Origin of the sequence: Amycolatopsis sp. NPDC058278 (assembly GCF_042881395.1) — a bacterium.
Taxonomy (GTDB): Bacteria; Actinomycetota; Actinomycetes; order Mycobacteriales; family Pseudonocardiaceae; genus Amycolatopsis.
Map to the genome: position 1 here is coordinate 1 of NZ_JBHVXZ010000135.1, position 25,413 is coordinate 25,413.

Annotated in this window: 20 protein-coding genes; 2 read left to right on the forward strand and 18 right to left on the reverse strand. The window is 72.5% G+C overall.

All coding sequences use genetic code 11. From position 1 onward, the window contains the following. The 10 genes from ACFVYA_RS41975 to ACFVYA_RS42020 form a co-directional block, all read right to left on the reverse strand. A partial coding sequence (locus ACFVYA_RS41975; protein WP_387053145.1) for a VWA domain-containing protein occupies window positions 1-3,509 on the reverse strand: 3,509 nt, incomplete at its 3' end. 35 nt (window positions 3,510-3,544) lie between these two features. Further along, complete coding sequence (locus ACFVYA_RS41980; protein WP_387053147.1) at window positions 3,545-4,537, reverse strand: zinc ribbon domain-containing protein; 993 nt, start codon at window positions 4,535-4,537, stop codon at window positions 3,545-3,547. 3 nt (window positions 4,538-4,540) lie between these two features. Then, a complete protein-coding gene (locus ACFVYA_RS41985) occupies window positions 4,541-5,080 on the reverse strand; it encodes a phage tail protein (protein WP_387053149.1) in 540 nt (179 codons plus the stop codon). Further along, window positions 5,077-7,038: a putative baseplate assembly protein gene (locus ACFVYA_RS41990; RefSeq protein ID WP_387053151.1), complete on the reverse strand. Its 1,962-nt coding sequence runs from the start codon at window positions 7,036-7,038 to the stop codon at window positions 5,077-5,079. The genes ACFVYA_RS41985 and ACFVYA_RS41990 overlap by 4 nt, the downstream gene beginning before the upstream one ends. Continuing rightward, window positions 7,038-7,448 (reverse strand): GPW/gp25 family protein, encoded by a 411-nt coding sequence (locus tag ACFVYA_RS41995; protein WP_387053153.1) that lies wholly within the window; start codon window positions 7,446-7,448, stop codon window positions 7,038-7,040. Before ACFVYA_RS41995 ends, ACFVYA_RS41990 begins: the two co-directional genes overlap by 1 nt. A gap of 1 nt (window position 7,449) precedes the next feature. Further along, window positions 7,450-7,731, reverse strand: coding sequence for a PAAR domain-containing protein (locus tag ACFVYA_RS42000; RefSeq protein ID WP_387053155.1), 282 nt, complete (start codon window positions 7,729-7,731; stop codon window positions 7,450-7,452). Between the two features lie 12 nt (window positions 7,732-7,743). Continuing rightward, window positions 7,744-9,567 carry a VgrG-related protein gene (locus tag ACFVYA_RS42005; protein ID WP_387053157.1) on the reverse strand — a complete coding sequence of 608 codons (1,824 nt, stop codon included), beginning with the start codon at window positions 9,565-9,567 and terminating at the stop codon, window positions 7,744-7,746. Next, entirely contained in the window at window positions 9,560-10,327 is a 768-nt protein-coding gene (locus ACFVYA_RS42010) for a LysM peptidoglycan-binding domain-containing protein (protein WP_387053159.1), read from the reverse strand. Before ACFVYA_RS42010 ends, ACFVYA_RS42005 begins: the two co-directional genes overlap by 8 nt. A 4-nt stretch (window positions 10,328-10,331) precedes the next feature. Further along, window positions 10,332-10,778, reverse strand: a complete 447-nt coding sequence (locus ACFVYA_RS42015; protein WP_285992000.1) for a phage tail protein — start codon at window positions 10,776-10,778, stop codon at window positions 10,332-10,334. Between the two features lie 11 nt (window positions 10,779-10,789). Further along, the gene (locus ACFVYA_RS42020) at window positions 10,790-12,673 is read right to left on the reverse strand and encodes a hypothetical protein (RefSeq protein WP_387053162.1); all 1,884 of its coding nucleotides are present in this window, start codon (window positions 12,671-12,673) and stop codon (window positions 10,790-10,792) included. Between ACFVYA_RS42020 and ACFVYA_RS42025 the strand changes: the two genes are divergently transcribed. Next, window positions 12,648-13,238 (forward strand): hypothetical protein, encoded by a 591-nt coding sequence (locus tag ACFVYA_RS42025; protein ID WP_387053163.1) that lies wholly within the window; start codon window positions 12,648-12,650, stop codon window positions 13,236-13,238. The two genes, ACFVYA_RS42020 and ACFVYA_RS42025, sit on opposite strands and share 26 nt — an antisense overlap. 206 nt (window positions 13,239-13,444) lie before the next feature. On the opposite strand, the gene ACFVYA_RS42030 is transcribed toward ACFVYA_RS42025, so the two are convergent. The 4 genes from ACFVYA_RS42030 to ACFVYA_RS42045 form a co-directional block, all read right to left on the reverse strand. Next, complete coding sequence (locus ACFVYA_RS42030; RefSeq protein WP_003098516.1) at window positions 13,445-13,603, reverse strand: DUF6760 family protein; 159 nt, start codon at window positions 13,601-13,603, stop codon at window positions 13,445-13,447. Then, the gene (locus ACFVYA_RS42035) at window positions 13,600-14,049 is read right to left on the reverse strand and encodes a hypothetical protein (RefSeq protein ID WP_013226671.1); all 450 of its coding nucleotides are present in this window, start codon (window positions 14,047-14,049) and stop codon (window positions 13,600-13,602) included. Before ACFVYA_RS42035 ends, ACFVYA_RS42030 begins: the two co-directional genes overlap by 4 nt. A gap of 4 nt (window positions 14,050-14,053) precedes the next feature. Next, window positions 14,054-14,497: a phage tail protein gene (locus ACFVYA_RS42040; protein ID WP_013226672.1), complete on the reverse strand. Its 444-nt coding sequence runs from the start codon at window positions 14,495-14,497 to the stop codon at window positions 14,054-14,056. A gap of 70 nt (window positions 14,498-14,567) precedes the next feature. Continuing rightward, the gene (locus tag ACFVYA_RS42045) at window positions 14,568-16,121 is read right to left on the reverse strand and encodes a phage tail sheath family protein (RefSeq protein ID WP_387053164.1); all 1,554 of its coding nucleotides are present in this window, start codon (window positions 16,119-16,121) and stop codon (window positions 14,568-14,570) included. Window positions 16,122-16,312: 191 nt separating this feature from the next. On the opposite strand from ACFVYA_RS42045, the gene ACFVYA_RS42050 reads away from it, so the two are divergent. Next, window positions 16,313-19,747, forward strand: a complete 3,435-nt coding sequence (locus ACFVYA_RS42050) for a hypothetical protein (protein ID WP_387053165.1) — start codon at window positions 16,313-16,315, stop codon at window positions 19,745-19,747. Between the two features lie 94 nt (window positions 19,748-19,841). Here ACFVYA_RS42050 and ACFVYA_RS42055 read toward each other — a convergent pair whose 3' ends face one another. From ACFVYA_RS42055 to ACFVYA_RS42070, 4 genes are all read right to left on the reverse strand, one after another. Continuing rightward, the gene (locus ACFVYA_RS42055; RefSeq protein ID WP_387053166.1) at window positions 19,842-20,588 is read right to left on the reverse strand and encodes a DUF4157 domain-containing protein; all 747 of its coding nucleotides are present in this window, start codon (window positions 20,586-20,588) and stop codon (window positions 19,842-19,844) included. 103 nt (window positions 20,589-20,691) lie between these two features. Next, the gene (locus tag ACFVYA_RS42060; RefSeq protein ID WP_387053168.1) at window positions 20,692-22,680 is read right to left on the reverse strand and encodes an ATP-binding protein; all 1,989 of its coding nucleotides are present in this window, start codon (window positions 22,678-22,680) and stop codon (window positions 20,692-20,694) included. Beyond that, window positions 22,677-23,336: a DUF4255 domain-containing protein gene (locus ACFVYA_RS42065; protein ID WP_387053170.1), complete on the reverse strand. Its 660-nt coding sequence runs from the start codon at window positions 23,334-23,336 to the stop codon at window positions 22,677-22,679. The genes ACFVYA_RS42060 and ACFVYA_RS42065 overlap by 4 nt, the downstream gene beginning before the upstream one ends. Window positions 23,337-23,503: 167 nt before the next feature. Next, window positions 23,504-24,682, reverse strand: a complete 1,179-nt coding sequence (locus ACFVYA_RS42070) for a hypothetical protein (protein ID WP_387053172.1) — start codon at window positions 24,680-24,682, stop codon at window positions 23,504-23,506. Window positions 24,683-25,413: the final 731 nt, after the last annotated feature.

Here is a 25,413-nt window from a genome sequence, read left to right on the forward strand (position 1 = left end):
GTCGCGGGCAGCTGCGGCGGCAGCTGCGTGACCAGCCGGACGTCCGGCATCGGCGCCCCGGAACCGTTGTGCACCAGGAAGGTCAGCACGACGTCGTCGCCACCGGCGAACAGCGGTACCGCCGACACCGCCAGCCCCACCGACAGCGACCCCGGCGTGACCGGGGGGACCGGCTTCTCGCCGACGGTGACCACGGCCGTGGCGGAGTTGTCGCGCGCGTCGGCGTCCTGGCCGGCCGTGGTGACGGTGCCGGTCGCCGCCTGCGGCCCGGGTTCGGCGCCGGTGGCGCTGAACCGCACCCGCGCCTGCGCGCCCGGGGCGAGCGTGCCGAAGGCGCAGACCAGCTCGGGCGTGCAGGTGCCGGCGCTGGTGATCGGCGGCTGCGGCTGCTGCAGCCCGGGGGTCAGCCGGACGAACAGCCCGACGCCGGGCGAGGCGGTGACGCCGTGGTTGGTGACCACGAACTCGAAGGTCGTGAGGCCGGAGAACGGAATGGCGGCCGGGATGGCGGTGGCGGTCACCCCGACGTCGGCGATCCGCTGGAACGCCGGCTGCCACGCTCCGCCCGGTCCGTCGATCAGCGGCCGCGGCGCACCCCCCGCCGACGGCACGATCCGGATGCTCGGCCGGGATTCGGAGGGCGCGCTGTCGAAGGCGACCAGCGTGCCGTCCGGCGACCAGGCCGGGTCGTCCACGAAATCGGTGTCCTGCACGAGGACCCGCGCGCGCCCACCGTCGGCGGGCGCCACGCAGAGCTGGTGGAGGTCGTTGTGGAACACCAGCGCGGCGCCGTCCGGCGAGACGTCCGCCGAGCCCTGCCGTCCGGCGCCGCACGGCGTCCCGAACGACGGCGAGAGGTCCCGCTGGGTGCCGGCGACGACGCTGTCCGGCGTCACGACGAGCGAAACCTGCCAGAGCTCCTGCCGGAATTCCCCACCGGGGTCGACGGAGATCACGGCGGTCTCGGTGGCCGTGCCGCCCCGCCCGGTCGCCGTGCAGGTCACGGTGGTGGCCCCGACCGGGAAGAGGCTGCCGGACGACGGCGTGCAGAACGGCGTCAGCGGTGTCTCGCGGTCGGCGTCGATCGCGGTCGCGGGGTATTCGACGACCGTGGGCGCGGTGCCGGTGACGGTCTTGTCGTGCAGGGTGATCAGCGGCAGCCGCGGGTCCTTGACCCGGACGGTGACGTCCTCAGTGTAGCCGGGCCGCACGGTCGGCTCGCCGGCCAGCCGGAACTCGACCCGGCAGTGCAGGAAGGCCCCGAGTGGCGCGGTGGCCGCGACGGCCGCGAATTCGGTGAATTCGGCGTTCGTCCCTCCCGGCACCTGCGGGGTTCCTTCGGGGGTGAACGTCAGGGTCAGCCCCGGGTCGCAGAACGGCACCGGCTGCACCTTCACCTTCAGGTCACCGATCTTCTCGGTGATCACGGTGCTGATGTTGTCCGGGTTCGTACTCGCCAGGACGCCGTCGGTCGCGTTCGCCACCCGAGTCGCCTGGCCGGTGGCGTCCAGGCCACCGCCGGCGCTCCCCGCCGACACCCCGACCACCCGGATGCCCTGCGCCTTCAGGTGCTCGATCGCCTGGGCGAGTGTCACGCCCTTCGTGGGGTCCCGGTCGCCGCTCGGGTCGTGACTGGGCGCGTCGCCGACCAGCACGACGATCTTGCTGCTGTCCGGCCGGAAGCCGATGGCGCCGGTGGCGACGCGATCCAGGGCGTAGACCCAGTCCTCCGGGACGTCGTCACCCTCGGCGGGGGTGATCTTCTCGAAGGCGGCCGTGATCTCGGTCTGGTTCTTCGTGAGGCCCTGCTGCACCTGGAACAGGCGGCCGTTGGGGTTGTTGGCGTCGACCGGGTCTTTGCGGTCGCCGAACGCCACGGCGGCGTACTGGGCCTCCGGCTGCGCCGTGCTGAGCGTGGTCATGACCTGGATCAGGTTGTCCTGCATGCTCTTCAGGGCGGTCCCCATCGAGCTGGTCTGGTCCATCAGCAGCACGATGTCCGGCTTGGCCGGCACCTTGTCGGTCGGCACGGTCTTGGCGATCGCCGCCGAAGAGCCCTGCCCGACCGGGATGTCGACCACCGTCGGCTGCACCCGGCCCGGCGGAGGCGGCGCGACGCGCGAGGCCGCCCGCGTCAGCGTGACCTTCGTGCCGTCGGCCGACCACACGGGCTGGGAGTCGTCGCCGCGCAGGTTCGGCGGGATCGGGATCTCGCCGAGGATGCGGCCGTCCGCGACGCGGGCGATCCGCACGACGTCCCGCTGGCCTTCGCCGCGGCCCGAGGTGGCGGTGACCGCGATCATCGAAGCGTCCGGCGACCAGGCCGGGTGCTGCTCGCGCTTGCCCCCGGCCACCGGGCCGGTCAGCGGGCGGGGTGCGCTGCCGTCGGCGTTCGCCACGATGATCGCGGTCTCCGCCGATTCGCCGGGCCCGGCCTGGGTGTAAGCCAGTTGCGAGCCGTCGGCGGAAAAGGCGGGGTCGAACTCGTCGGCACCCGGCCGTTGGGTCAGGTCGCGGCGGTCGCCGCCGGTGGCGTCGGAACTCCAGATGTCGGTGGTGCCGCCGTCGCGCAGTTCGGTGAACACCGGCCGGCCGTCCGGCCGGAACGTCGGCTCGGTTTCGCCGGTGTCCGGCAGTGCCGAGACGATCGAGACCTTGCCGTCTGCGATCTGCTTGACGTCACCGAAGGGATCCTGCGCGCGGGTCGTGAAGGCCAGGCGGGCGCCGTCGGGCGACCACGCCGGTTCGGACGAGTCCCCGGGGTCGGGAACCGCCCGGGTGACCGCGCCGCCCGTTTCGGCCATCAGCACCACGTCCCCGGCCGGGTGGAAGCGGGTCGTGGTGAACGCGATCCGCGCCGGACCCCACGCGGGCTGCGTGTCGGCGGCCGGGTCGGCGGTCAGGCGCGCCGGCGTCCCGCCGCCGGCCGGGACGGTGTAGATGTCCCCGGCCGGGTCGTCGCGGGTGCTGCTGAAGGCCAGGCGGGTGCCGTCGGGCGACCAGCTCGGCGAGTCGTCGGTCGCCGGACCGGACGTCACCTGGCGGAGGTCGCGGCCGTCCACGCCGATCACGAAGAGCTTCCGGCTGCCGGTGCGTCCGGAGGCGAACGCGACCGTGCGGCCGTCCGGCGAGAGCGCCGGGTGGAGGTCGACGGCGTCGTCGTTCGTCAGCTGCAGCGCCGCCGGAGCGCCGTCGCGGAGGTACCACAGCTCGCCGTCCCGCTCGGCGCCACCGGCGGCCGCGGCGCGGTGGCTCACCCACACGATGCCGCCGGTGCCCGCGGACGCGTCGGAGTCGACGCCACCGATGGCGCGGGGCAGCGCCGGCTCCGCGCCTTCGCCGGTCGCCTGGAACAGACCGGTGGTGGCCTCGCTGACGTACCCGACGCGGTACGGCGAGGCCACCGGTGCCGGTGCCTGTGCTTCGGTCGGCGCGAGCGCTCCGCTGAGCGCCCAGCCGCCGAGCACCGCGACGACCGCGATGCCCGCCACCGCTCGGTTCGCGCGCATGGTCGGTCCTCCCCAAAGACTTCGGGTTCAGCGAATCAGCCGGCTTCGAACAGCTCGATCTCGGAGATCGCGACGTCCGTGCCGTTGAGCGAGCGGTACAGCCCGGTCACGTGCAGCTCGACGCTCGTGGCGCCGGCGCTGTTCTCGATCGGGACTTCCTGGGCGTCCGGCGTGTCGGCCAGCACCATGTCGTAGGTCTTGCCGGTGGAGAACACCAGGTGCAGCTTCTGCGGCCGGTGCGCGGCCGGGAAGTTCGCCGCGTCACCGGAGTACACGATCGCCTTCCGCAGGTCCGCCGGGTGGTCGAAGGTGAACACCAGTACCTGTTCGCGGTCGCCGGGGGCCGCCCAGAACGTGTTCTTGGCGTTGTCGGTGACCAAGGGCGCCGAGTGTCCGTCGGTCTGCGCGGTCGCGCTCACCTTGACCGGGTGGATCGGGTTCAGCTTCGCCTCGAAGATGCCGGTCACCTGGCTCCACAGCCCCACCGCCGCGGTGTTGATCGCGCCGCGGAACGGCTGGTACAGCGCGTAGATCAGCGCCGAAAAGATCAGCGCCACCGCCACGGCCCGGCGGAGCACCTTGCCCACGGTCCGGCGCGCGGCCCCGGTCCGCCCGGCCCGGCGGCGGACGCCGTCCTTGCCGGGCCGCGCCCCCGCCTTGTGCTCCTTCGGTTTGCGGCCGAACAACCGCCGCCACCACGACGTCTTGACGACCTCGGACTCGGCCAGGGACGCGCCGCAGCGGCTGCAGAAGTTCCGGGCCGGCGCGTTGCCCTTGCCGCACCGGCCGCAGATCAGGTCGCCGGGGTTGAGGACCTGCTCCTCCACGGTCTGCTGCACCGGCTGCCGGACCGGGGCGATCGGCTCGGCGGGCTGCACGACCTGCTGCTGTTGCTGTTGTTGCTGCACGACCGGCTGCGACCGCACCGCGACCGGGTCGTCGTCGTCCCACTTCAGGTAGCGGCCGCATTCGCCGCAGAACTCGACGTCGGCGGGCCCCTGGTGCCCGCACTCCGCGTAGATGACCATCCGCTAGCCCTCCAGCACTTCCACCGTGACCCGCACGTGGGCGGGCACCGCATCCACGACCGTCGCCGTCAGCCGGCGCACGTCGACCCGGGCCGGGTCCGGCACCCGCACGCGCACCTGCACCCACGGCGGCCCCGGGTCCGGCAGCGGCGCACCCGGCTGCGGGTCGGCGACGACACCACCGCTGTCGGTCACCTCGACCGCGCCGCCGGTCAGCAGCCGCACGTGTTCGGTGAGGCCGCGGCTCGTGCCGCGCCACCGGTGCAGCTCGACCGAGCGCGTCACCAGCTGCCGCAGCTGTTCCGGGCTCCAGCTCTCATCGACGCGCAACGCGACCCAGTGGGCCAGCCAGCCGACGAAGTCGGCGGGCGCCACGCCCGGGTCGAGGTAGCCCGCGAAGTTGTCCAAAGTGGAGATGACCGGGGCGAGGACTTCGTCGAGCGCACCGGTGAAGCCCTGCACGAACCGGTCTTCGGCGTACACCGAGGGCAGCTGCTCACCGATCGGGTGCGGGCTCGGCAGCCCGGGGACGCCGGTCCTCATGCGCCCGCCTCCCGGACCCGGACCTGATGGCCGAAGGAGAACGCCAGCGCGTTCGGCGGCAGGTCGAGCCGGTCCACCTGCTCACCGCGTTCACGCGTGATCGGGTTCGCGGCGAACAAGCGCACGTCCTCCACCAGCTCGACGCCGGGCAGCCGTTGCAGCACCGCGAACACCTCCCCCGACTGCACCGGGCGCCCGAACGGCCAGCCGTCGCCGTCCGGGCCGCCGCTGATCGGGTTGAAGTAGTCGTAGAGGGCCTGGCTCGCCCGGGCGCCCAGCGCGCCCGCCGTCGTCCGGCGCCGGGCCCGCAGCCGCGCGACCACCGTGACGCCCTGGTAGAACGGCGGTTCCACGGACACGAGCGCACCCACGCAGCGTCGTTCGCCGAGGTGGCGCTCGATGCGGCCGCGCATGCCGGCTTCGAGCATCAGGGTCGCGAAGGCCAGTTCGCCGGTGTCGGGCACCGCCGGCACGACGAGGACCCGGATCGCGCCGGTCTCGCGGCCGTCGGCGCCGTGCGCCGGGATGCAGCGCACCCGGGCCGCTTCCGGTGCCGCTTCGCGCGCGAGCTGCTCGTAGTCCTCGGCGGTGACCGCGCGGTCGCGGGTGCGCAGCAGCAGCGGGCCGCGGACCGCCGCGTCCCGCACCGACTCGCCGTCCACCCCGCCGATCGCGGGACGGCGGTTCACCACGCTGCTGACGAACGGGATCGGGTCCCGCTGCACCTCGAGGACCTCGCGGGCGACGTTGCCGCGCCGCCCGCCCCCGGAGCGGTACTCGGGCACCCGGATCGCGGCGGACTTGGGCGGGAACGCCCCGTAGTACCGGAGCCCGCCCCCGGGCTCGCGCACCGCGGGGCCGAACTCGACCTGCCCGCCGACGCGGTCGAGCATGACGTGCCGGTCGTCCGGGCCGGAGTCGGCGAAGGAGCGGACCTCGGTCCACGGCTGCCAGCCGTCCGGGCCCGAGACCTCCACGACCAGTTCGCCCTCCCCGACGACCACCGGGGGACGGCCGAGCGGGAACCGCTGGCCGGGTGTGCCGTCGGAGGTCCCGACGATCTCGTTGCGGACGATCTCGGCGTGCACGGCGGCGACCGTGCCGCCGATGGTCGAGGCCTCGACCGCGTGCAGCCGCGGCGAGCGCTGGTAGAACGGCTGGTTCTGCTTGGCCTCGACCAGGCGGCAGCGCAGCCAGCCGGCCCGCTGCCGGGCGAGCACCGACATCGCGTGCCCGGGCGGGACGTGCACCACGATGTCCCCGGACCGGTTGAACGCGCCGGTGCTGTCCCGGTCGACCTCGCACGCCGCCCAGCCGGTGCCGTCCCAGGCCTCCCACAGCCACGGCGGGTCGTGCGGGTCGACCCCCTGCCCCTCGACCTCGCAGTCCAGCCGCAGCAGCACCGCGCAGCCGGGGACGGCGGCCGACAGTCCGAAGAGGACCGCGTCGCCGGGGGCCGGGGTCTCGGCGAAGGCCGCCGGGCCGCCGCCGACGAGCAGTTCGTCGGTGCGGTCGGCCGGTGGCAGACCGGTGTCGGACGTGCTGGTCGCCAGGTGCGCGAACGCGCACGGCACGATGTCCAGCGTGCGCTCCACGGTGAACACCACCGGGTCCTCGACCTCGTTGCGCACGCTCGCGACCTGCTTGCCGGCCGCGACGACCACCGGGACGTCGCGGGCGGCCGAGAGCCAGAACGTCACGTCCGTCCGCGCCGCGGCGGGCGGGAACAGCCGGACCCCGATCAGGTCGAGGAAGCGCAGGTAGTGCAGATCGGGCACCCGGTTGAGCCGGTAGAGCAGCTGGTCGACCATCTGCGCGAACGTCTCGATCAGGGTGACACCGGGGTCGGAGACGTTGTGATCGGTCCACTCCGGACAGTTGCGCTGGACCAGGTACTTGGCTTCGTCGACCAGGTCCTGGAACCGGCGGTCGTCGAGGTTGGGCATCGGCAGGGTCATCACACACCGTCCTCGGCGGACTCGTGCGGCGGGATGACGTAGAAGGGGAAGACCAGGTTGCGCGGGTCGTTGGTGCCGCGCAGGCGGTAGCGGATGTCGATCAGCAGGGTGCCCCGGTCGGCCTCGTCGAAGCTGACGACGACGTCGTCGAGGGTGATCCGCGGCTCCCAGCGCTCCAGCGCGATGCGGACCTCGTAGGCGATCTGCCCGGCGGTCGCCGCGTCGGCGGGTGCGAACACGAGGTCGTGCACCGCGCAGCCGAACTCGGGACGCATCGGGCGTTCGCCCGGCGAGGTCGCCAGGATCAGCCGGATGCTTTCGACGACCTCGCGCTCGCCGCCGACCAGCGCGATCGAGCCGGTCGCGTCGGTGTGCAGCGGGAACGCCAGTCCCCGGCCGAGGAAGTCCATGTCAGCCTCCGATCAGGACGGTCGGGCAGCCCATGACGATCGGCGCGCCGCAGACGGCCATGTCGCCCATCCGGGCCGCGGGCATGCCGCCGATGAGCACCGTCGGGCAGCCCGGCGGCGCGATCGGCGTCGGCGGGTGCACCGCGGGCGGCGGGAACGAGCACGTGTGCAGCGTCCCGACGTTCGCGGCGGGCATCCCGCCGATCAGCACGGTCGGCACCCCGGGCCCGGCGATGACGCCCGGGTGCCCGGTCGGGTCGCCGACCCTCGCGGCTGGTGGCATGTCGCTCCCCCGTCAGTTGATCTTGACCACGCTGCCGCGCACGGTGACGACACCGCTGGCGGTCAGCTCCGTCTGGCCCTGGCCGGCGACCGAAACCGTGGCGCCCTCGACCTTCACACCCGCCGTGCCGGTCAGCTTCAGCTGGCCGGTCGCCTCGATGCTGGCGTCGGTCTGCGACTTCACGGACACCTTCTGGCCCTTGAGCTCCAGCGGCCCGGTGCCGGCGTCGATGCTCACGCCGTTCTGGGCCTTGACCGTGACGCTCTTGCCGCTGGTCACCTCGATGACCTGGTTCTTCTGGTCGATCTTGACGACGAACTTCGCGTCCCCGGAGGACAGGATGATCCCGTCGTCCTCGGCGAATTCGAGCTTGTGGCCCTTCCGGGAGACGAACCCGCGCAGCGCCACCTCCCCGCTGTTGCCGTCGACGACCGCCTTGGTGAACTTCGACGGCGCGGTGTCCTTGCTGTTGTAGAGGCCGCCGAGCACGTAGGGCGCTTCGAAGTCGCCGTGTTCGAAGCCGACCAGGACCTCGTCACCGACCTCGGGCAGCACCAGCGCGCCGCGGTCCTTGCCCGCGCCCGGCTGGAGCGTGCGCGCCCAGGTGCTCGTGAACTCCTTGTCCAGCCACGGGAACGTGAGCTTGACGCGGCCGAGTTTCGCCGGGTCCTTGAGGTCGGTCACCTGCGCGGGGACGACCCCCGGCCACGACGAGTGCTTCGCCCCGCCGGCGACCAAGCCGTACAGCGAGCGTTCCTGTCGCCCCGACACGGCGAACTCGGTGGTGTAGCCGACCTCGTCGTTGAACAGGTGGCGGGTGCTGGTCAGCGTGTACTTGCCCGCGAACGGCCGGCCGACGCCGGTGAGCGTGACGGCGGTGCCCGCGCGCAGCTTCGGGTTGCCCTTCGCGACGCCGTCGAGTTCGGTGCAGGCGCCGCCGAACCGGTCGGCCAGCGCCTTCGCGGTCGCGTCGGCCTCGCCCTGGGTGCGCCGGGGCGCGGCCGCGTCGAGGAAGGGCGGGCTCGCGAACTTCCCCGCCAGGGCGACCGGGTCCACCCCCGGCACGTCCGTGCCCGCGTTCTTCGGGGTCGCGGTGGCGGTGACCGGCTGCTTGTTCTCGTAGTCCCAGCCGTTGACCCGCACCTCGGGGACCTGCTCGGCCGCGGTGACGCTGGCGCGCAGGTTGAGCAGCGTCCCGTGCGCTTCGAGGACGAGCGGGTCGGCGGTCGCCTTGGTGGTCGTCGGGGGCGCGCCGGACGGCTTCTCCGGGAGCTCGAAGTTGAGCTTCCCGTCCCGGACCGCGATCTGCGCACCCACCACGTCGGCCAGCCGGGACAGGAACTCCCAGTCGCTGACGTTGTCCTGGCTCAGCTGGGTGTTCGGCCGGCCGCCGAAGCCCTTGACGTCGTCGATCTTGCCGGCCGGGATGTTCGCGCGCCGGGCGACCTTGCGCACGACGTCCGCGATCGTCATGTTCGGGTACGCCGCGACCCGGCGGCCGCGGAACAGCCGGTGCGCGTGGTCGTACCCGCGGACCTCGGTGAACGTGCCGTGCGGGTCCAGGTCGACGGCGACCGCGGTGACCTCGCCCGAGAGCAGGTCCTGCGGGCCTTCCGGGTCGGACGTCTGGACCTTGAGCTTGATCTTCGCCCCGACCTTGAACTGGCCCTTCTCCAGCACGACGGCCCCGGGGTCGCGGAAGCGCAGCACGAAGGTGTCCGGCAGGTTCCGGCTGTCGTCGACGTAGGCGTAGCCGAGCATGACCCGGACGTCGTCGGGCAGCGCGGTGCCTTCGACCTCGACCACGAGGGTGTTCGTGAAGGTTTCGTTAGCCATCGAGCTCCTCCAGCGCGGGCACCAGGAGCCGGGTGCCGGGCCGCAGCCGCAGCGGGTCGTCGATGCCGTTGGCGTCGGCGATCTCGCGCCACTTCCCGGCGTCGCCGTAGGCGCGGAACGCCACCGAAGGCAGCGAGTCGCCGGCGACGAGCACGTGCGTGTCCCGGGCGGCGAGCGCGCCGGACGTCGGGTTCTGCCCGCCCAGCTCGCCCGCGATCTCCTCGAGGTTCACCGTGCAGACCGCGCGCACCGGCGTCCCCGCCGGCGTGAACAGCGTGTACTTCGCGGTGACGGAGGCGACGTAGGCCGGAAAGCCGGTCATCCCGCCCCACTTGAAGATCACCCACGGCGGCGAGGGCTTCTTGTGCTGGCGGCTGTCCTCGGTGGCCACGCAGCAGCTGAACAGCTGCTCGACCTTCTTGACGACGGCGTCGTCCATCTTGTCGGTGGCGTCGAGGAACATCTCCAGCGCGAGCTTGGCCGGATCGGATCCCTTGAACTGCGGTGGCGCGCTCTTCTTGGCGTTGGGCTGCGCGTCCCGGCCCCATTTGGCGTTCTTGCTGACCGAGAGTTCCTTGGGGTTGAACTGGAACTTGATGTCGAACATCCACTCGCCGGGCGGCTGCCCGGTCCCGCCGGACTGCGGTGGCTTGTGGACTTTCAGCAGCGCGCGCTGCAGGTTGCTGGGCGCCGGTTCGCCGGAGCCGTAGGCGGCAGGCGGCGGGGAGCCGGCGGTGGTGAAGGTGACGGGCGAGGACACGGTGTCAGCCCCTCTTCGCCGGGCTGAGGAAGCCGTGGTGGGCCAGTTCGAGGGTCTCGGTGGCGACCTTGGGCGAGTCGGGCGAGAGCTGCGGCCCGCTCCACCGCACCGGGACGACGCCTTCGAGGGCCCAGCTGGCGATCACCTTGCCTTCCAGGGTGCGGGCCTCGATGGTGGCGGTCTTGCGTTCGATCCCGCTCGCCAGGCTGGCGAACCACTTGGTGATCTGCGAGCTCGCCTCGGTGACCGGGCGCGAGAGCTTGATGTTCGAGTACTTGATCCGGGTCGGCAGCTGCCAGACCATGCCGTTGTTGCCGCCTTCTTCCCGCTGTTCCATGACGAATTCGCAGCCGAGGCCGTCGCAGCTGGAGAACGCGCCGAGGTTGCCGAGGTTCTTGTCGTCCAGCTTGACGACGTAGCAGACGGCAACGGCCTCTTCGGTGTCCGGCATCGGCTCCTCCTTCAGTGCGGGCGATCGGTGAGCGCGCCCCGGCGCTCACGATCGAGTCGGAGTTCGGTCTTGAGACGGCGCAGCAGCGGATCGAACAGTTTCTTGACGAGCTCTTCGGTTTCCGGCGCCGGCTGCTGCGCCGAGGCGACGGCGGCCGGCGGCACAACGGGTGCGGCAGGTGGGTCAGGTGCCCGCTGGACGACCGGTTCGGGAGGCGGCGGCGGGTCCGGTGTGGACGGTCGCACCGGATCGGCGATCCGCGCGACGGGCAGTGTTTCGATCGTGCGGACCGCGAGTTCGGCGTGGGGTGCCGGGGCATCGGGAACGCGCGAGACCGGGGTCGGTGAGGCATCGGCGGCGCGGGCCACGGGAAGTGCCGGGGTTTCGGTCGCCCGGGCGACCGGCAGCAGCGGCACCGCGCCTCCGGTCACCGGCGCCACGCCATGGACGGCCGGTGCCACCGGGAGCGGCGCTGGGGTTCCGGCCATCGGAGCGTCCGGCCCTTCCGGCGCCCGCGCGACCGCAAGTGCCGGGGGCTCGATGGCGCGTGCCGTCGGGAGTGACGTCGGGGCGGCGAAGCCCTCGAGGGATCGTGCCACCGGAAGCGAGGACATCGCGGTTCCCGCAGTCGGTTCGGCCACGCCTTCGAGGGACCGCGCCACCGGAAGCAGCGAGACGGCGGGTCTTGCGTTCGGGCTCGCCGCGCTATCGAGGGATCGCGCCACTGGAAGCAGCGGCACCGAAGGTCTTGCGTTCAGGCTCGCCGAGCCATCGAGAGACCGAGCCACCGGAAGCAGCGGCACCGCGGGTCTTGCGTTCAGGCTCGCCGAGCCATCGAAGGACCGCGCCACCGGCAACGACCCGGCATCTGCCATCGGGCTCGCCGCGGCTTCGAATACCCCGGCCACCGGAAGCGGCCCTTCGATCGCGCGAGCCACCGAGAGCGGAGCACTTTGTGCCGTGTCTGGCGCCGGGGCAGAGGAATCCCCGGCGGCCCAGGCGACCGGAAGCAGCGGACCTTCGCTCGCCCGTGTCGCCGGAAGCGACGCAGCCTCTGCCGCGCTCGTCGCCGGGATTGCCGGAATCTCGAGGGCGCGTGTCACCGGAAGCGGTGGTTCCTCGGCCGCTCGTGCCACAGAGAGCGCCGAGGTCTCCGTCGCCCGTAGCAGCGGAAGCGGCGGCTCCGGCGCAACCGGGCGTGCCGCGGTCTCGGCAGCCCGCAGAAGCGGCGATACCGGCGCGGCGGAGGGTGCTGCGGACTCGGCCATTCGGGACACCGGCATCGGTGGCTCGTCGGCTACCGCAGGAAGTGGCGAAAGGCCATCCGTGGCCGGCAAGGGAAGCGTCGAGGGCCCGACCGCGCGCGCCGTCGGCGGCTCCTGAGCCGCCGATGGGGCGGCTGCTCCGGAGCTCTCGGCCGCCCGGGACACCAGCAGCGAGGAATCCTGCGCCGCTGGTCCCATCGGCAACGCCGAGGTTTCGATCGCTCGCGCCACCGGCAGCGACGGCTCCCGCACCACCGATCCCCCCGGCAACCCCGAAGTCTCGACCGCCCTCGCCACCACCGGCTCGGCGGCCGGTCGCGAGGTCTCAGCCACCCGCGACACCAGCGGCGGCGAATCCTGCGCGGTCGGCGTCACCGGGGCCTCGGCCGCGCGGGACACCGGCAGTGGCGCCTCCTGAGCCGTCGGCACGACGGGAAGCGCCGGCGCCTGAAGCCCCGCCGATCCCGCGGCCGGAAGTGCCCCCATCCCCACGACCGGCGCCGCCGGGTCGTCGGCGATCCGCGACACCGGCAACGGCGGGGAAACGCTCGTCGAGCCGCCCGGGGTTCCGGGCGGCTCCGTGGTCCCGGCGTGGCTCTCCGGGGTGTCGAACGGGCGGAAGGTGTTCACCGGCGGCGAACCCGTCGTCCGCGACACCGGCTCGGGTGGTGGCCCCGGAACGCCGGAGAACGGCGTGCCGGGCGAAACGTCGTCCGCGAGGCGCGACACCGGAAGGGGCGTGCCGGGCTCCGGCAGCCTCGGCGCGCCGAGGCCCAGCCGCCGTGGCGTCGCCTGCTCGGTCCGTTGGACGAGCGGCAACGCGGGCCGTGCCGGTTCGGCCGGTGGCGGTTCGGGAGCCGGTGGTTCCGGCACCGGCACCGGGGTCACCGGGGTCACATCGGCCGCCGGAGTGTCCACAGGGGACGGCTCCGGGATCGCCTGGAGGGTCCGCACCGGCGGGCCGGCGTCGGCCGCCGCGGACGTCAGCGGCGGCACGGCCTCGCGCGCGGCGACGACCGGCAGCACCAGCGGCAAGTCCACCGGTTCCCCGGGCGGCCCGCTGTCCGAGGCGGTTCGCTGCACCGCGGCGCCTCGAGGCCGGGGCGGCCCCGGCTGCGCCAGCGGCATCGGTGTCTCCGCCGGGCGCACCAGATCGCCGATGACGCCGGCGGGTTCCGCCGGGCCGACGCGGTGACCGAGCGGCTCGAGGTAGCCCGGGCTCCGCCAGGACGTCAGCGTCGAGCTGAACCGCTGCACCGGGTTGACCAGCGGGTGTTCGGCCAACACCCGCTGGATCGGCGCCACGCTCCGCCATTCCGCGCGCTTCACCGGCAGCGCGGCCTGCTCAGGCGCAGGCACGGGCGGCGGGCCCGCCTCCTTCCGGCGAAACCACATCGTGCGTCACCGTCCCTGGCTCATCCGGGTGTTGATCCGGGCGATCTCGGCGACGTAGGTCAACCGGTCGGGGTGTTCGAGGTCGAGGATGTCGTCGAGGGACCAGTGCAGGTGGTAGGCCACGTACGCGACTTCTTCGTGCAGCCGGTCGGCCGCGTACGTCACGATTCCCCCAGGCGGCCACCGGCGACGTCGACGACGAAGCTGTGGCCGCACTCGGGGCAGGCGACGCCCGCCCTGGTGTGGCCCTCGCTGTTGACCCGGCGGTACATGTCCTGCAGGAACGCCAGGTCGGAGGCGAACAGGTTCTCGATGACCCCCGCGTGCACGTCGGTGATGTCGCCGATCCGGGTGACCACCCGGGCCAGCAGCACCACCGTGAGGAACGCCGAGTTCTCGCGCACCCGGTCGTCCCGCAGCGGGATCAGCTCGTCGCGCGCGGTGGCCAGGCGCATCACCCCGGAGTGGTGCACCTTGCCCTCGTCGTCGACGTACCCGCGCGGGAGCTCGAACGCGAACTCCGTCCGCAGCTTCGGCCGTTCCGCCCGGGGCTCCCCCGCCGGCGCGGCGGGGGCTTCCTCGACCGGCGCCGACGCCATCACCCTGCGCATCGGCTCACTCGACTTCCATCTGTTCGTAGGTGATGACGAGCTTCTCGGTGAGCACGCTCGTGTCGCCGGCCTTCAGCGAGCCGATCTCCAGGCTCTTCGGCCACGCGTTGGTGAGCTTGTAGCGCTTGAGCGCGGTTCCTTCGTAGTCGTAGACGATGATCGCGCCACCCTTGCGCGCGGTCGCCATCTTGCCGAAGTGCGCGTCCTTGACCCACTTCTCGAAGCTGTTGTCCTCGGTCAGGCCGCGGGTCAGCGTGACCTCGCCGGCCTTGGGCCGGCCGGGCAGCTTCTTGATGACGTACTTGCCGTCCGCGGTGTTCTGCTTGAGCTCGATGACGTCCTGCTCCATCTTGAGGCCGGAGACCTCGGAGATCTGCTTGATCTGGACGCCGTCGATCTCGAGCCCGAAGGAGTGGCCTACCGCCTTGTCAAGATCGGGAAGTGCCATGGGGAAGCCCTTTCAGGAACCTGTGGCGCGCAGCGCCTCGATTGAGGGTGGTGGCGGGGGCATGGATGGATCACTCGTTGACGAGGCTGGTGCCGCCGGACATCTGGGCCAGCCGGAAGATCACGAACTCCGCCGGCTTCACCGGGGCGATGCCGACTTCGCAGATCACCTGGCCGAGGTCGATCCCTTCGGCCGGGTTGGTCTCGCGGTCGCACTTGACGAAGAAGGCCTCGTCCGGGGTGAGCCCGAACAACGCGCCCTTGCGCCACTCCATCACCAGGAACGCGCTGATCGTGCGCCGGATCCGCGCCCACAGCGCGTCGTCGTTCGGCTCGAACACGACCCACTGGGTGCCGCCGAGGATCGACTCCTCGAGGTAGTTGAACAGCCGCCGGACGTTGAGGTAGCGCCACGCCGGGTCGCTCGACAGCGTCCGCGCACCCCAGACCCGGATGCCCTTGCCGGAGAACGACCGCACGCAGTTGACGCCGATCGGGTTGAGCAGTTCCTGCTCCGCCTTGGTCAGGTGCGTCTCGAGCGCGAGCGCGCCGCGGACGACCTCGTTGGCCGGGGCCTTGTGGACGCCGCGCGTGGCGTCGGTGCGGGCCCACACGCCGGCCATGTGGCCGCTGGGCGGGATGAACGTGTTGGTGCCCGAGGCGGGGTCGAGGACCTGCACCCACGGGTAGTACAGGGCGGCGTACTTCGAGTCGTAGCCGGCCGCGTCCATCCGCCAGCTGCGGACTCCCTGGGGGTTGAGCGCGGGCGGCGGGTCGATGATCGCCATCCGGTCGCCCATCAGCTCGCAGTGCGCGATCATCGCCAGCTGGACGGCCTTGACGGTGTCGAGGTCGATCAGGTCGCGCTGGTAGGCGGCCATCAGGTCCGGCGCCGCGACCATGGTGATCTCGTCGATGGCTTCCAGGCCGCCGAACCCGGTCCGGTCGGCGACGTCGCCGACGTAGTCGTTCGCCGCGACCCGGCGCGGGACCGGCGGTGTCTCCGCCTCCTTCGGCGGCGCCGAGAGCACCGCGGTGCCCTTGTCGGGCTTGGCGACCGCGCCGCCGGTGGCGACCTCTTCGATGGTGATGAGGCTGGACTTCTCCCGCACCGCGGTGACGACGTTCTCCTTGGTGCGCTTGGTCGTCACGTTGTGCGTTTCGACGACCTTGCCGTCCTGCTTGACCAGCACGGTGAACCGGTCGTCGGCCGGGTTGTCGCCGGTCGGTTCGGCCACCTCGACGGTGATCTCGCCGCCCTGCTTGCCCTCCGGCAGCTCCTTCGCGACGAAGCGGTAGCCGCCGAGCACGGCTTGGCGGGCCTCGATCTGCTTCGGCGCGGCGCCGTTGTTCTGGGCGCGCGACCCGCCGATGCGGACGATGTAGCAGTTGCTGCCGCCGTTGAGGAAGTAGCCGTAGACCGACTGGGCCAGGTAGCAGCCCTCGAGGAAGTCACCGAAGGTCTGGGTGAACTGGCCCCAGTTGGATACCAGCGTCGGGGTGTTGAAGGGACCGTCCGCCGCGAAGCCGACGAAGGCGGCGACCGCGGTGCCCACGCCCTCGATCGGCCGTGCGCCCGCCTCGATCTCCTCGACGTACACCCCCGGCGTGAGATAGGTGGGCATGCGTGCCTCCCTTGTCGACGCACAAGTCTTGTCCCCGGCGATGCTGCTGCCAGGGCGTTCTCCGCGGAACGACCGTGCGGCTAGGCCCGCGGGAACCGATCTCTGCCCTTAAAGGCAACTGCCCGTTCGGGCAGCCGTGCCCGCCCGTCCGGTCGTTGGCAACCGGCCCGGCAGGGCCGAAAGTTGAACGCATGCCAACGGGCCGGGACAAGGCGCCACGGGAGCCGTCCGCGCAGGCCGCGCGCCCGGTCCGGCCCGCAACGCGCGCGACGCCGCCCGCGTTGCTGCGCCTGCAGGCCTCGGCGGGCAACGCGGCGGTGTCGGGCCTGGTCGCGTTGCAGCGGCAAGGCTGTCCCGCTCCCCCGGTCGCACCACCCGGCGTCACGCCGGCCTCCGACCCGAAGTTCCAGGCGCTGAAGAAGGACGTCGGCGACAAGGCCAAGACGGCGAAGGCGCACCCGCCCGCCGGCGCGGAGGTCAAGCAGGCGCAGGACGCCGCGGTGGCGCCGCCCGACGACAAGGACGCGCAGGCCAAGGCCGCCCAGGCGGACAAGATGGCCGCGGCGAAGCCGGCCGGCTTCGACAAGGCGGCCTTCATCGCGGCGGTGAACACCGCGATCGCCAAGCAGGCGCCGAAGAACCTCGACGAGGCCGACAAGTTCGCCACGTCCGGCAAGGCGGACCAGGTGAAGGCCGAGGTGCTGGGCAAGGTCACCGGCGGCAAGGACGCCTCGGCCAAGGACGTCACCGACCGGACGAAGGAACCGCCGGACCCCGGCCGGGCCGTGGAAAAGCCGGTCACGCCGCTGCCGGAACCACCCGCCCCGGCCGCGCCGGCCCCACCCGACGCCCGCAAGGCGACCCCGGACAAGGCGCCGCCCGAGCAGACCGACCTGCGCGCCGGCCAGTGCGAAACCCAGGGCGCGATGGCCGCGGCGGGCGTCACCGAGCAGCAGCTGGCCGAGTCCAACGAGCCGGAGTTCACCGGCGCACTGGCCGCGAAGCGGGAAGGTGAGCAGCACACCGCTTCGGCGCCGGCCGCGGTCCGGGAGTCCGAGGCCGGGCAGCTGGCCGCGGTGACCGGCGCGGCCCAGGCGTCCGGGCAGGCGGCGATGACGGGCATGACGGGCGCGCGGTCGTCGTCGGCCCAGCGGGGCCAGGCGGCGAAGTCGGCCACGAAGTCGAAGGACGAGCAGGACCGGGCGCGGATCTCCGGCGAGATCAAGGCGGTCTTCGACGAGACCAAGACGAAGGTCGAGGGCGTGCTGGGCGCGCTCGACGACCAGGTGGCGAAGAAGTTCGAGGCGGGCGAGGCGCAGGCCAAGGCCGCCTTCACCGCCGACCACCAGGCGCGGATGAAGCGCTACAAGGACGAGCGCTACGACGGGATCACCGGCGCGGCGCGCTGGGCGTACGACCTCTTCGCCGACCTGCCGGCCGAAGCGAACAACCTCTTCCTGGAGGCCAAGAAGGTCTACGAGTCGAAGATGCAGGGCGTCATCGGCGACATCGCGGACTTCGTCGGCCAGAAGCTCGGCGAGGCGAAGCAGCTGATCGCCGACGGCCGCGCCCGCGTGCAGCAGAAGGTGGCGTCCCAGTCACCGGCATTGCGCAAGATCGCGGGCGAGGCCGCGAAGGAGTTCGGCGGCCAGTTCGACGACCTCGAGAAGTCCGTCGACGAGAAACAGGATGCGCTGGTCGAGGACCTGGCCCAGAAGTACGGCGAGGCCCGCACCGCCGTCGACGAGGAGATCAAAGCGCTGCAGGCGGAGAACAAGGGCCTCTGGAGCAAGGCGAAGGAAGCTGTCGGCGGCGCGATCGAGACGATCCTCAAGCTGAAGGACATGCTGCTCGGCGTGCTTTCGCGGGCCGCGAACGCGGTCGGGTTGATCATCGCGAAGCCGGTCGAGTTCCTCGGCAACCTGGTCAACGCGGTCAAGACCGGCGTCATGAACTTCGGCGCCAACATCGTCCAGCACCTCAAGGACGGCCTGAAGGGCTGGCTGCTGGGCAACCTGGCGAGCGCGGGCATCGAGATCCCGGAGGCGCTGGACGCCAAGGGCATCCTGAAGATGGTCCTCTCGCTGCTGGGCCTGACCTGGGCCAGTGTCCGCGCGCGGATCCTGCGGTTCATCCCGGAACCGGTGCTGGCGAAGCTGGAGCAAACCCTCGACGTGGTGAAGATCCTGCTCACCGAAGGTGTGCCGGGGCTGTGGCGCTGGATCGTCGCGAAGCTCGGCGACCTGAAGGAGATGGTGCTCGGCCAGGTCAAGGAATTCGTGATCGAGAAGATCGTCAAGGCGGGCATCACCTGGATCATCTCGATGCTCAACCCCGCGGCGGCGTTCATCAAGGCCTGCAAGGCGATCTACGACATCGTGATGTTCTTCGTGGACAAGGCCGCGCAGATCAAGGAGTTCGTGGATTCGGTCCTGGACTCCGTGGAATCGATCGCCCGCGGTGGCGCGGGCGCGGTGGCCGGGCTGATCGAGCGGACGCTGGCGAAGGCGTTGCCGATGGTGCTGGGCTTCCTGGCGAGCCTGCTGGGGCTGGGCGGGATCTCCGAAAAGATCAAGTCGGTGCTGGAGAAGGTCCAGGCGCCGGTCGGCAAGGTGATCGACTCGGTCGTGGGGACGATCGTCAAGGCGGGCAAGAAGGTCTGGTCGAAGCTCAAGGGCAAGAAGGGCAGCGGCGTACCGGACCCGCGCAGCGCCGGCCAGAAGCAACAGGCGCTCGCGCAGGCCAAGCAGGCGGCCGACGCCGAAATGCGCAAGCCGAACGCCACCCGGCACACGGTCGAAGCGGCACTGCCGAAGATCAAGGACACCTACCAGCTCACGACCATCGCGCTGGTGCCCACGAGCAACGGCAAGTTCAAGACCCACCTCGAAGTCAACCCGACCGACGACACCGGCGAACTCCCGCTGGGGCCGATGGCGCCGGTCGACGAAGCGAAGGTCTACCTGGGCAAGCGGTTCGTCGTGAAGGCGACCAACCGGGTCGCCAAGGTGACCGACGTCCGCCCCGACGGCTGGGTGACGCTCCAGTACGAACTGGAGCGGACGGCCGGCGGCCGGAGCAAGAGCTCCGAAGGGCGGCCGGCCTTCCCGGTGCTCAAGTTCCTCGCCAACACCCCGAACGGCGGCCCCGAACTCGCCCCGGCCGAAGGCGGCGCGAACCAGACGCAGTACACGATCGACGGCAAGACGCTGCGGCCCGAGTACCACGACGTCCGCGCGGTCTTCTACGGCGGTTCCCACAAGTACAGCGGCCACGACGCGGCCAAGATCGCCGCGGTGATGCGTCCCGACGGGCTGACGTTCACCTGCCCGGGCGTCCCGTTCCTCGGCATCGCCCCGCACGTCGCCGCCCGCGTCAAGCCGAACAACGACGACAACTACGCGCTGGACCACAAGAAGTCCGTGGCCGGGCACTGGAACACCCAGGGCCGGGCCAAGGGCCAGACCGACCGCTCGCAGTTCTACGCGGACCCGGGCAATCTCGAGGTGCTGTGCGCGTCGTGCAACAGCAAGAAGGGCTCCAAGGACGCCGACACGGGCGCGGCCGACCGGTACCGCAAGGACGTGGAGATCCCGGGCTTCACCGGCCCCGACGGCAAGTCGTGAGGGCAGCTGTCACCGGCGAGGAGAGGCCGTGGCCCCTCAGGTCGAAGGCCACCACGTCGTGGTCGCGGCGCAGCAGCCTGACCCTCGTGCGGCGCTAGACCTCTTCTTCGGCCTCTTCCTCACGCTGCACGAACGTCTGCGCCATCTTCTCCTCTTCGCCTTCTTCGGCCTCGGGAGCTTCCTCCCGCTGAACGGCCGCCGAATCGTCCGAAGAAGAAGCGTGCCCACCGTCCTCGCACCGCTGGACCGCGGGCCCGGCCGGGGCGGGCGACGACATCAGCCGGTCCGCATTCGCCACGGCCTCTCGCTCGAAGCGGTCCGAAGGATCCGAAACCTTCACCCCGCCTCCGGCGTCCGTCCCGTCCACCGGCCCGCTCCGCTGCTGCACCACGTGCGTCAGCTCGTGCGCCAGCATGTGCTTGCCGGAATCCGAAGCCGGGTCGAACTTGTCCCGCTGGAAAACGATGTTGGACCCCACCGTGTACGCCTGCGCGTTCACCGACTTCGCCGAGTCGTGCGCCGCCGCGTCCGTGTGGACCCGGACGTCGCCGAAGTCGTGGCCGAAGCGGGTCTCCATGTCCGCGCGGGTCGCGGTGTCCAACGGCGAGCCGCCGCCGGAACCGACGACGTCGTGGACCGGCGAGCGCTCCTCCTCCACCAGCGAAGACGTCCCCGCGTTGCCCACCGCGCGCTGCAAGCCCAGCATGCCCGCCGGGCCCAGGACGTCGGTGCGGCCGGCCGCGGCCGCCCGGCCCAGGAGGTCGTGGTCGTCCCGCTCGATGCGGTCGCCCTTCGGCCGCAGGACCGGGTCGAGGTCGTTGTCGTGACTTTGCCCGCGCATGTCCGCTCCCTCCGCCGCCCGTAAAGCTTGCCCCGCCGCCGCGCCGCGCGCCAGACTGCGCCGCCCGTCCGGAAGGGCAGCGAACCCTGCCCCTACGGGCAGCTCAGCCGTCCGTCACCATCGCCAGGTAGGGCCCGAACTCGCGGTCGAGGCAGAGCCGGCCCAGCTTGCGGTACTCCCGCGCCACCGCGCCGACCAGGTCGCTCATCGCCACCGGGCGGCCCGCCTCGGCGGCCAGGTACGCGCCGGTGACCGCGGCCGAGCGGATGTGCCCGCCCGCCAGTTCGAACGCTTCGGCGAGGAACCCCAGGTCCAGGTCCGTCCCGCGCGGCATCCGCACGCCCAGGCAGCGGTCCCACAGCCGGTGCCGGAGTTCGACGTCCGGCAGCGGGAAGTCGACGATGACGTCGAGCCGCCGGGTGAAGGCCTCGTCGAGGTTCGCCCGCAGGTTCGTGGCCAGCACCGCGATCCCGTCGAACGTCTCCATCCGCTGCAGCAGGTACGCGCTTTCGATGTTGGCGTACCGGTCGTGCGCGTCGCGGACCTCGGACCGCTTGCCGAAGATCGCGTCCGCCTCGTCGAAGAGCAGGACGCCGTTGACCCCGGACGCCTCGGTGAAGATCCGCTCCAGGTTCTTCTCCGTCTCGCCGACGTACTTGTCGACCACGGTCGCCAGGTTCACGGTGTAGAGGTCCAGCCCGAGCGACGAGGCGATCACCTCGGCGGACATCGTCTTGCCGGTCCCCGAATCCCCCGCGAAGAGCCCGGTGACACCCCGGCCGCGGCCGCCGCCCGGGCGCATCCGCCAGTCGTCGAGCACCTGGTCGCGGTAGCGCGCCCGGGCCGCGAGTTCGTCCAGCAGGGACAGCACACCCGCCGGCAGCACCAGGTCCGCCCAGCCGACGACCGGTTCGATTCGCCGCGCGAGCCGTTGCAGGCCGGCGGCGTTCTGGCTGCGCGCGCCCGCCCGGACGTGGGCCGTGCGGACCAGGCCGTCGTCGTCGGCCAGTGCGGTCACCGACGCGGCCTTCGCCGCGCGGGCGATCTGCCCGGGACCCAGCACGAAGTGGGCGGTCGCCTCCCCGGGGTCGACGTCCGGGGCGAGCCGGCCGTCGAGGCGGCTGCGCCAGAGTTCCGCGCGGGCCGCGCCGGACAGCGGCATGGCGTCGAGCTGCAGCGGCGGCGTCGCGCTCCAGCGCGGGTCCCAGGCGCCGGTGCCGTGCGCCACCAGCGGGATCGCCGGGTGCGCCAGCTCCTCCAGCCGCGGGTCCTCGACCGGGCCCAGCACGATCCCGGCGCCGCGCAGCAGCGCCTCGCGCCGCAGCGACGCGGTCAGCTCGGCGTGGCCGGGTTCGGCCTGCCAGCGCGCCGCGTCCACCACCAGCGCCGGGTACCCGGCCGCGGCCAGCGCGCCGACGCCGAGCTCCTCGGCCCCGCCACCGGGCTGTTCCTTCAGGTAGACGAGCCCGACCCGGCCGCGGATCGCGCGGGCGAGCCGCTCCCGGCCCGGCACCACGACGAGCTCGGTGCCCAGGTGCGCGCAGCCGGCGAGCTCGGGCGCGAGCCGGTCGTCGCCGAGCAGGTGGTTGACCACCCGGTCGGGGACCCGCAGCGTGCGCGAGAGGAACGGCCGTTCGTCTTCGCCCACGGTGAGCAGGCCGCAGGTGACCAGCGGGGAGTCGGCGTCGAGCCGGGCACGGCCGGCGGCCGACGCCTCGGGGAGGCCGCACAGGCGCAGCGCCAGCCCGGCACTGGCGCGGCGGCGGGTCACGTCGTCGTTGAGGTAGCCGTAGAACTGCTCGAACCGGCTGTCCAGGTCGGGGGCCAGCGCGACCAGCAGCAGTTCGACGTCGACGCCGGTGAGTCCCGCGCGTTCGGCGAGCGGGCGCAGCCTGCCGTCCGGGACGGAGTCGGTGAACGGCGTGAACGGCTCGCGGAGCCCTTCCAGCAGCGCGTCGATCGTCTCGTTGGACAGGTACAGGCCGCGGAAGGGGTCGTCGGGGTTCGGGTCGGCCGCGCGACGGCTGCCGACGGCGTCGCGGATGCGCTGTTCGAGCCGGGCCAGCCGCTCGAACAGGTACTCCAGGCTCACCGGGGCTTCCGGTGGGTGCGCGCCATCGCGACCCGGCGCTGCCCTTCGACCGCCCCGGTCGCGGACACGTGGTGCCCGAGGAGCTCGCCGTCGCCGGTGTCGAGCTTGAGGCCTTCCTTGGCGGGCGGCCCGGCCGGGTAGACGCGTCCACTGTGGATCGGCGCGGAGACGACGACGTCCAGCGACGGCTTGAGTTCGCCGCCCAGCGCGGTCCACACGTCGGCGAACGCGCGGTCCTCCGGTGGCGGCAGCGCGACGGTCATCGGCACCGGCAGTCCCATTTCGGCCAGCGAGCCGGTGAGCACCCCGGGCGGCACCGATTCGTGGCGCAGCAGGCCGAGCAGCAGGTCCGACAGCACCCGGTGCTCGTCCTCCGGCCGCTGGGTCCAGGCGGTGACCAGGTAGGACAGCTTGACGTGCTTGGGCGGCAGGTGCCGCGCCGCGACCTCGCCGCGCTGGTCGTACTCGTTGAGCAGCCCCCGCGACCGGCGTCGCATGTCTTCGCGCACGTCGTAGAGGTAGATGTTCACCGTCGGAGCGTTCCGCCGCGCGGCCCAGTCCTTGGTGGGTGCGTCGAAGGCGACGTCGACCTCGCTGCCGCGCAGCGCCTCGTCCTTCACCAGCCGGCGCAGCGCCTCGTCGACCTCGTGGATCACCGGCGGACCTCCTCGCACTGGCGGTGCCTCCACGATGATCGCGACCGGGCGCCCCGGCCAGCCGCACAGCGGCAAACCTTCGGGTACACCGGGCTGCCCGTACGGGCAGCGGGCCCGCCGGGACGCGGGCAGACCGGACGGCCTGCCCGCATCCGCTGTGCGGTGCCTCAGCGGAACCGGGCGACGAGCGGATCCGGCTGGCCGGACCCGGCGCCGGTCATCGCGCCGGACGTCCACAGCGTTCCGCTCCCCCGTTCCGTCGTGACGCCGAACAGCGTGGCCCCCTCGCGGGCCGGGACCGGGGCCCGCCGCCACGTGCCGTCGGGGCCGCGGCGCAGGGCATACGCCTGGTCGTTGCGCGCCTCGTCGTAGCGGTAGCCCACGGCCCACACCTCGCGGCCCACCGTCGTCACCCCGTTCAGCTGTCCCTGCTCATCCGGCGTCGGCTCGAGGACCGCGCCACGGCCGTCGATGCGGAAGGCCAAGGGCTTGCGGTCGGTGGTGCCGCCGGTCGTCGACTGGCCCACCGCCCAGACCTGCCCGCGGGACACCGTCACGGCGTCGAGCAGCGCCGTTCCCCGGTCGGCCGTGTCCGGCAGGGCGATCCGGCACCACGCGACGCCGTCCCAGTGCAGCAGCAGCGGCTCGGTCCGCCCCGATTCCCGGTCGGCGACGGCCAGCCCGGCGGCCCACACGTCGGCCGGACCGGCCGCCGCCACCGCCTGCAGCGCAGCGCCGTCCAGACCGGGCGGCAACGGCACCCTGGTCCACCGGACGCCGTCCCAGTGCTGCGCGACCGGCCCGCTGCTCTCGGCCTTCACGAAGGTGCCGACCGCCCACACGTCGGTGGCGCTGACGGCCGCCACGTCCGAAAGGTCGTGGCCGGCGTCGGGCAGGTCGTCGGCGGGCACGCGGGTCCAGGTCACGCCGTTCCAGTGCTCGATGAGCGACCGGACCTGGACGTGCGGCTCCCACACGTGGCCCACCGCCCAGATCCGGCCGGGCGAGGCGGCGGCGATCGCGGTGAACTGGGCCTTCACGTCCTTGCCCAGCGGCGCGGTCGGGACCGCCGACCACGTCACGCCGTCGCCGTGCTGCACCTGCGGTTCGAACGTGGCGAACGGCCTGCCGTCGATGATCTCGTGGTTGATGGCGAAGCCCGCGGCCCACACGTCGTGGGCCGAGAGCGCCGTCACGTCCACGAGGTTCGCCGAGCCGGGCTGGAGCGGCACGACGTCCCAGCCCGGGCTCGCGGCGGCCGGGCTCGCCGACACCAGCACCGCGGCCAGCGCCACGGCCACGCCGCGGTTCACGACTCCGCGATACCCGAGTGCACGGTTGATCACTGCTTCTCCCCCGGTTCGCGGACGATCTTCTGACCGGTGGCGGCCGCGCACCGGACGGCGGCGCGGCGCCGTGCTGCGGGCCGGCACCTGCTGCCGGATCCCCGGCCAGTCGGCCCCGCCGGATGCGGGTCCGGCGTGGTGGAAGTGCCGCGGCGCGGCGTCGGTCGGCGGTTCCGGGATGTCCGGGTGGGCTGTCGGAGTGGTTTGCACACCTCTTGTTGTCGTGGTGCCCGGATTCGGTTCCCGGTCCGATCTCGTAACCGGGCCCGGTGCCGGGACGACTACCGCTTCAAGAGAACGAGGGGGCACCCATGCGACGGATTTCCGGCCCACCCGAACCCACCGGATGGCGGCGGCGATGGCGAACCGGCTCCGGTCTCTGCGGCTCGCGCGCCCTCCGGCGGAGGCGAAGCCCGAAAGCCTGTCGAGGGCGATGCGCGTTCACGCTGGTCAGCGTGGGGTCTCTTCGGGGCCATGCCCTGTTCCGCCTCGGTCGGCGTCGGCCGGGCCATCCAGATCGAGGCCACGCCGGCCGGGCCGCGACCGCTGCACCGGGCTGAAGCTGATCCTGCAGTCCGGCGGCCGCCACTTCCCGCTGCCCGTGCAGTGGCGCACGGCCGACGGGACCGCACCGGTGCTGCCGCGCACCGACGCCCTGCGGCCGGCGTTCACCCCGGCCGCGGACCCCGGACGCACCCAGCTGAGCGAGCCGGGTCCGCGCGCTGCGGACC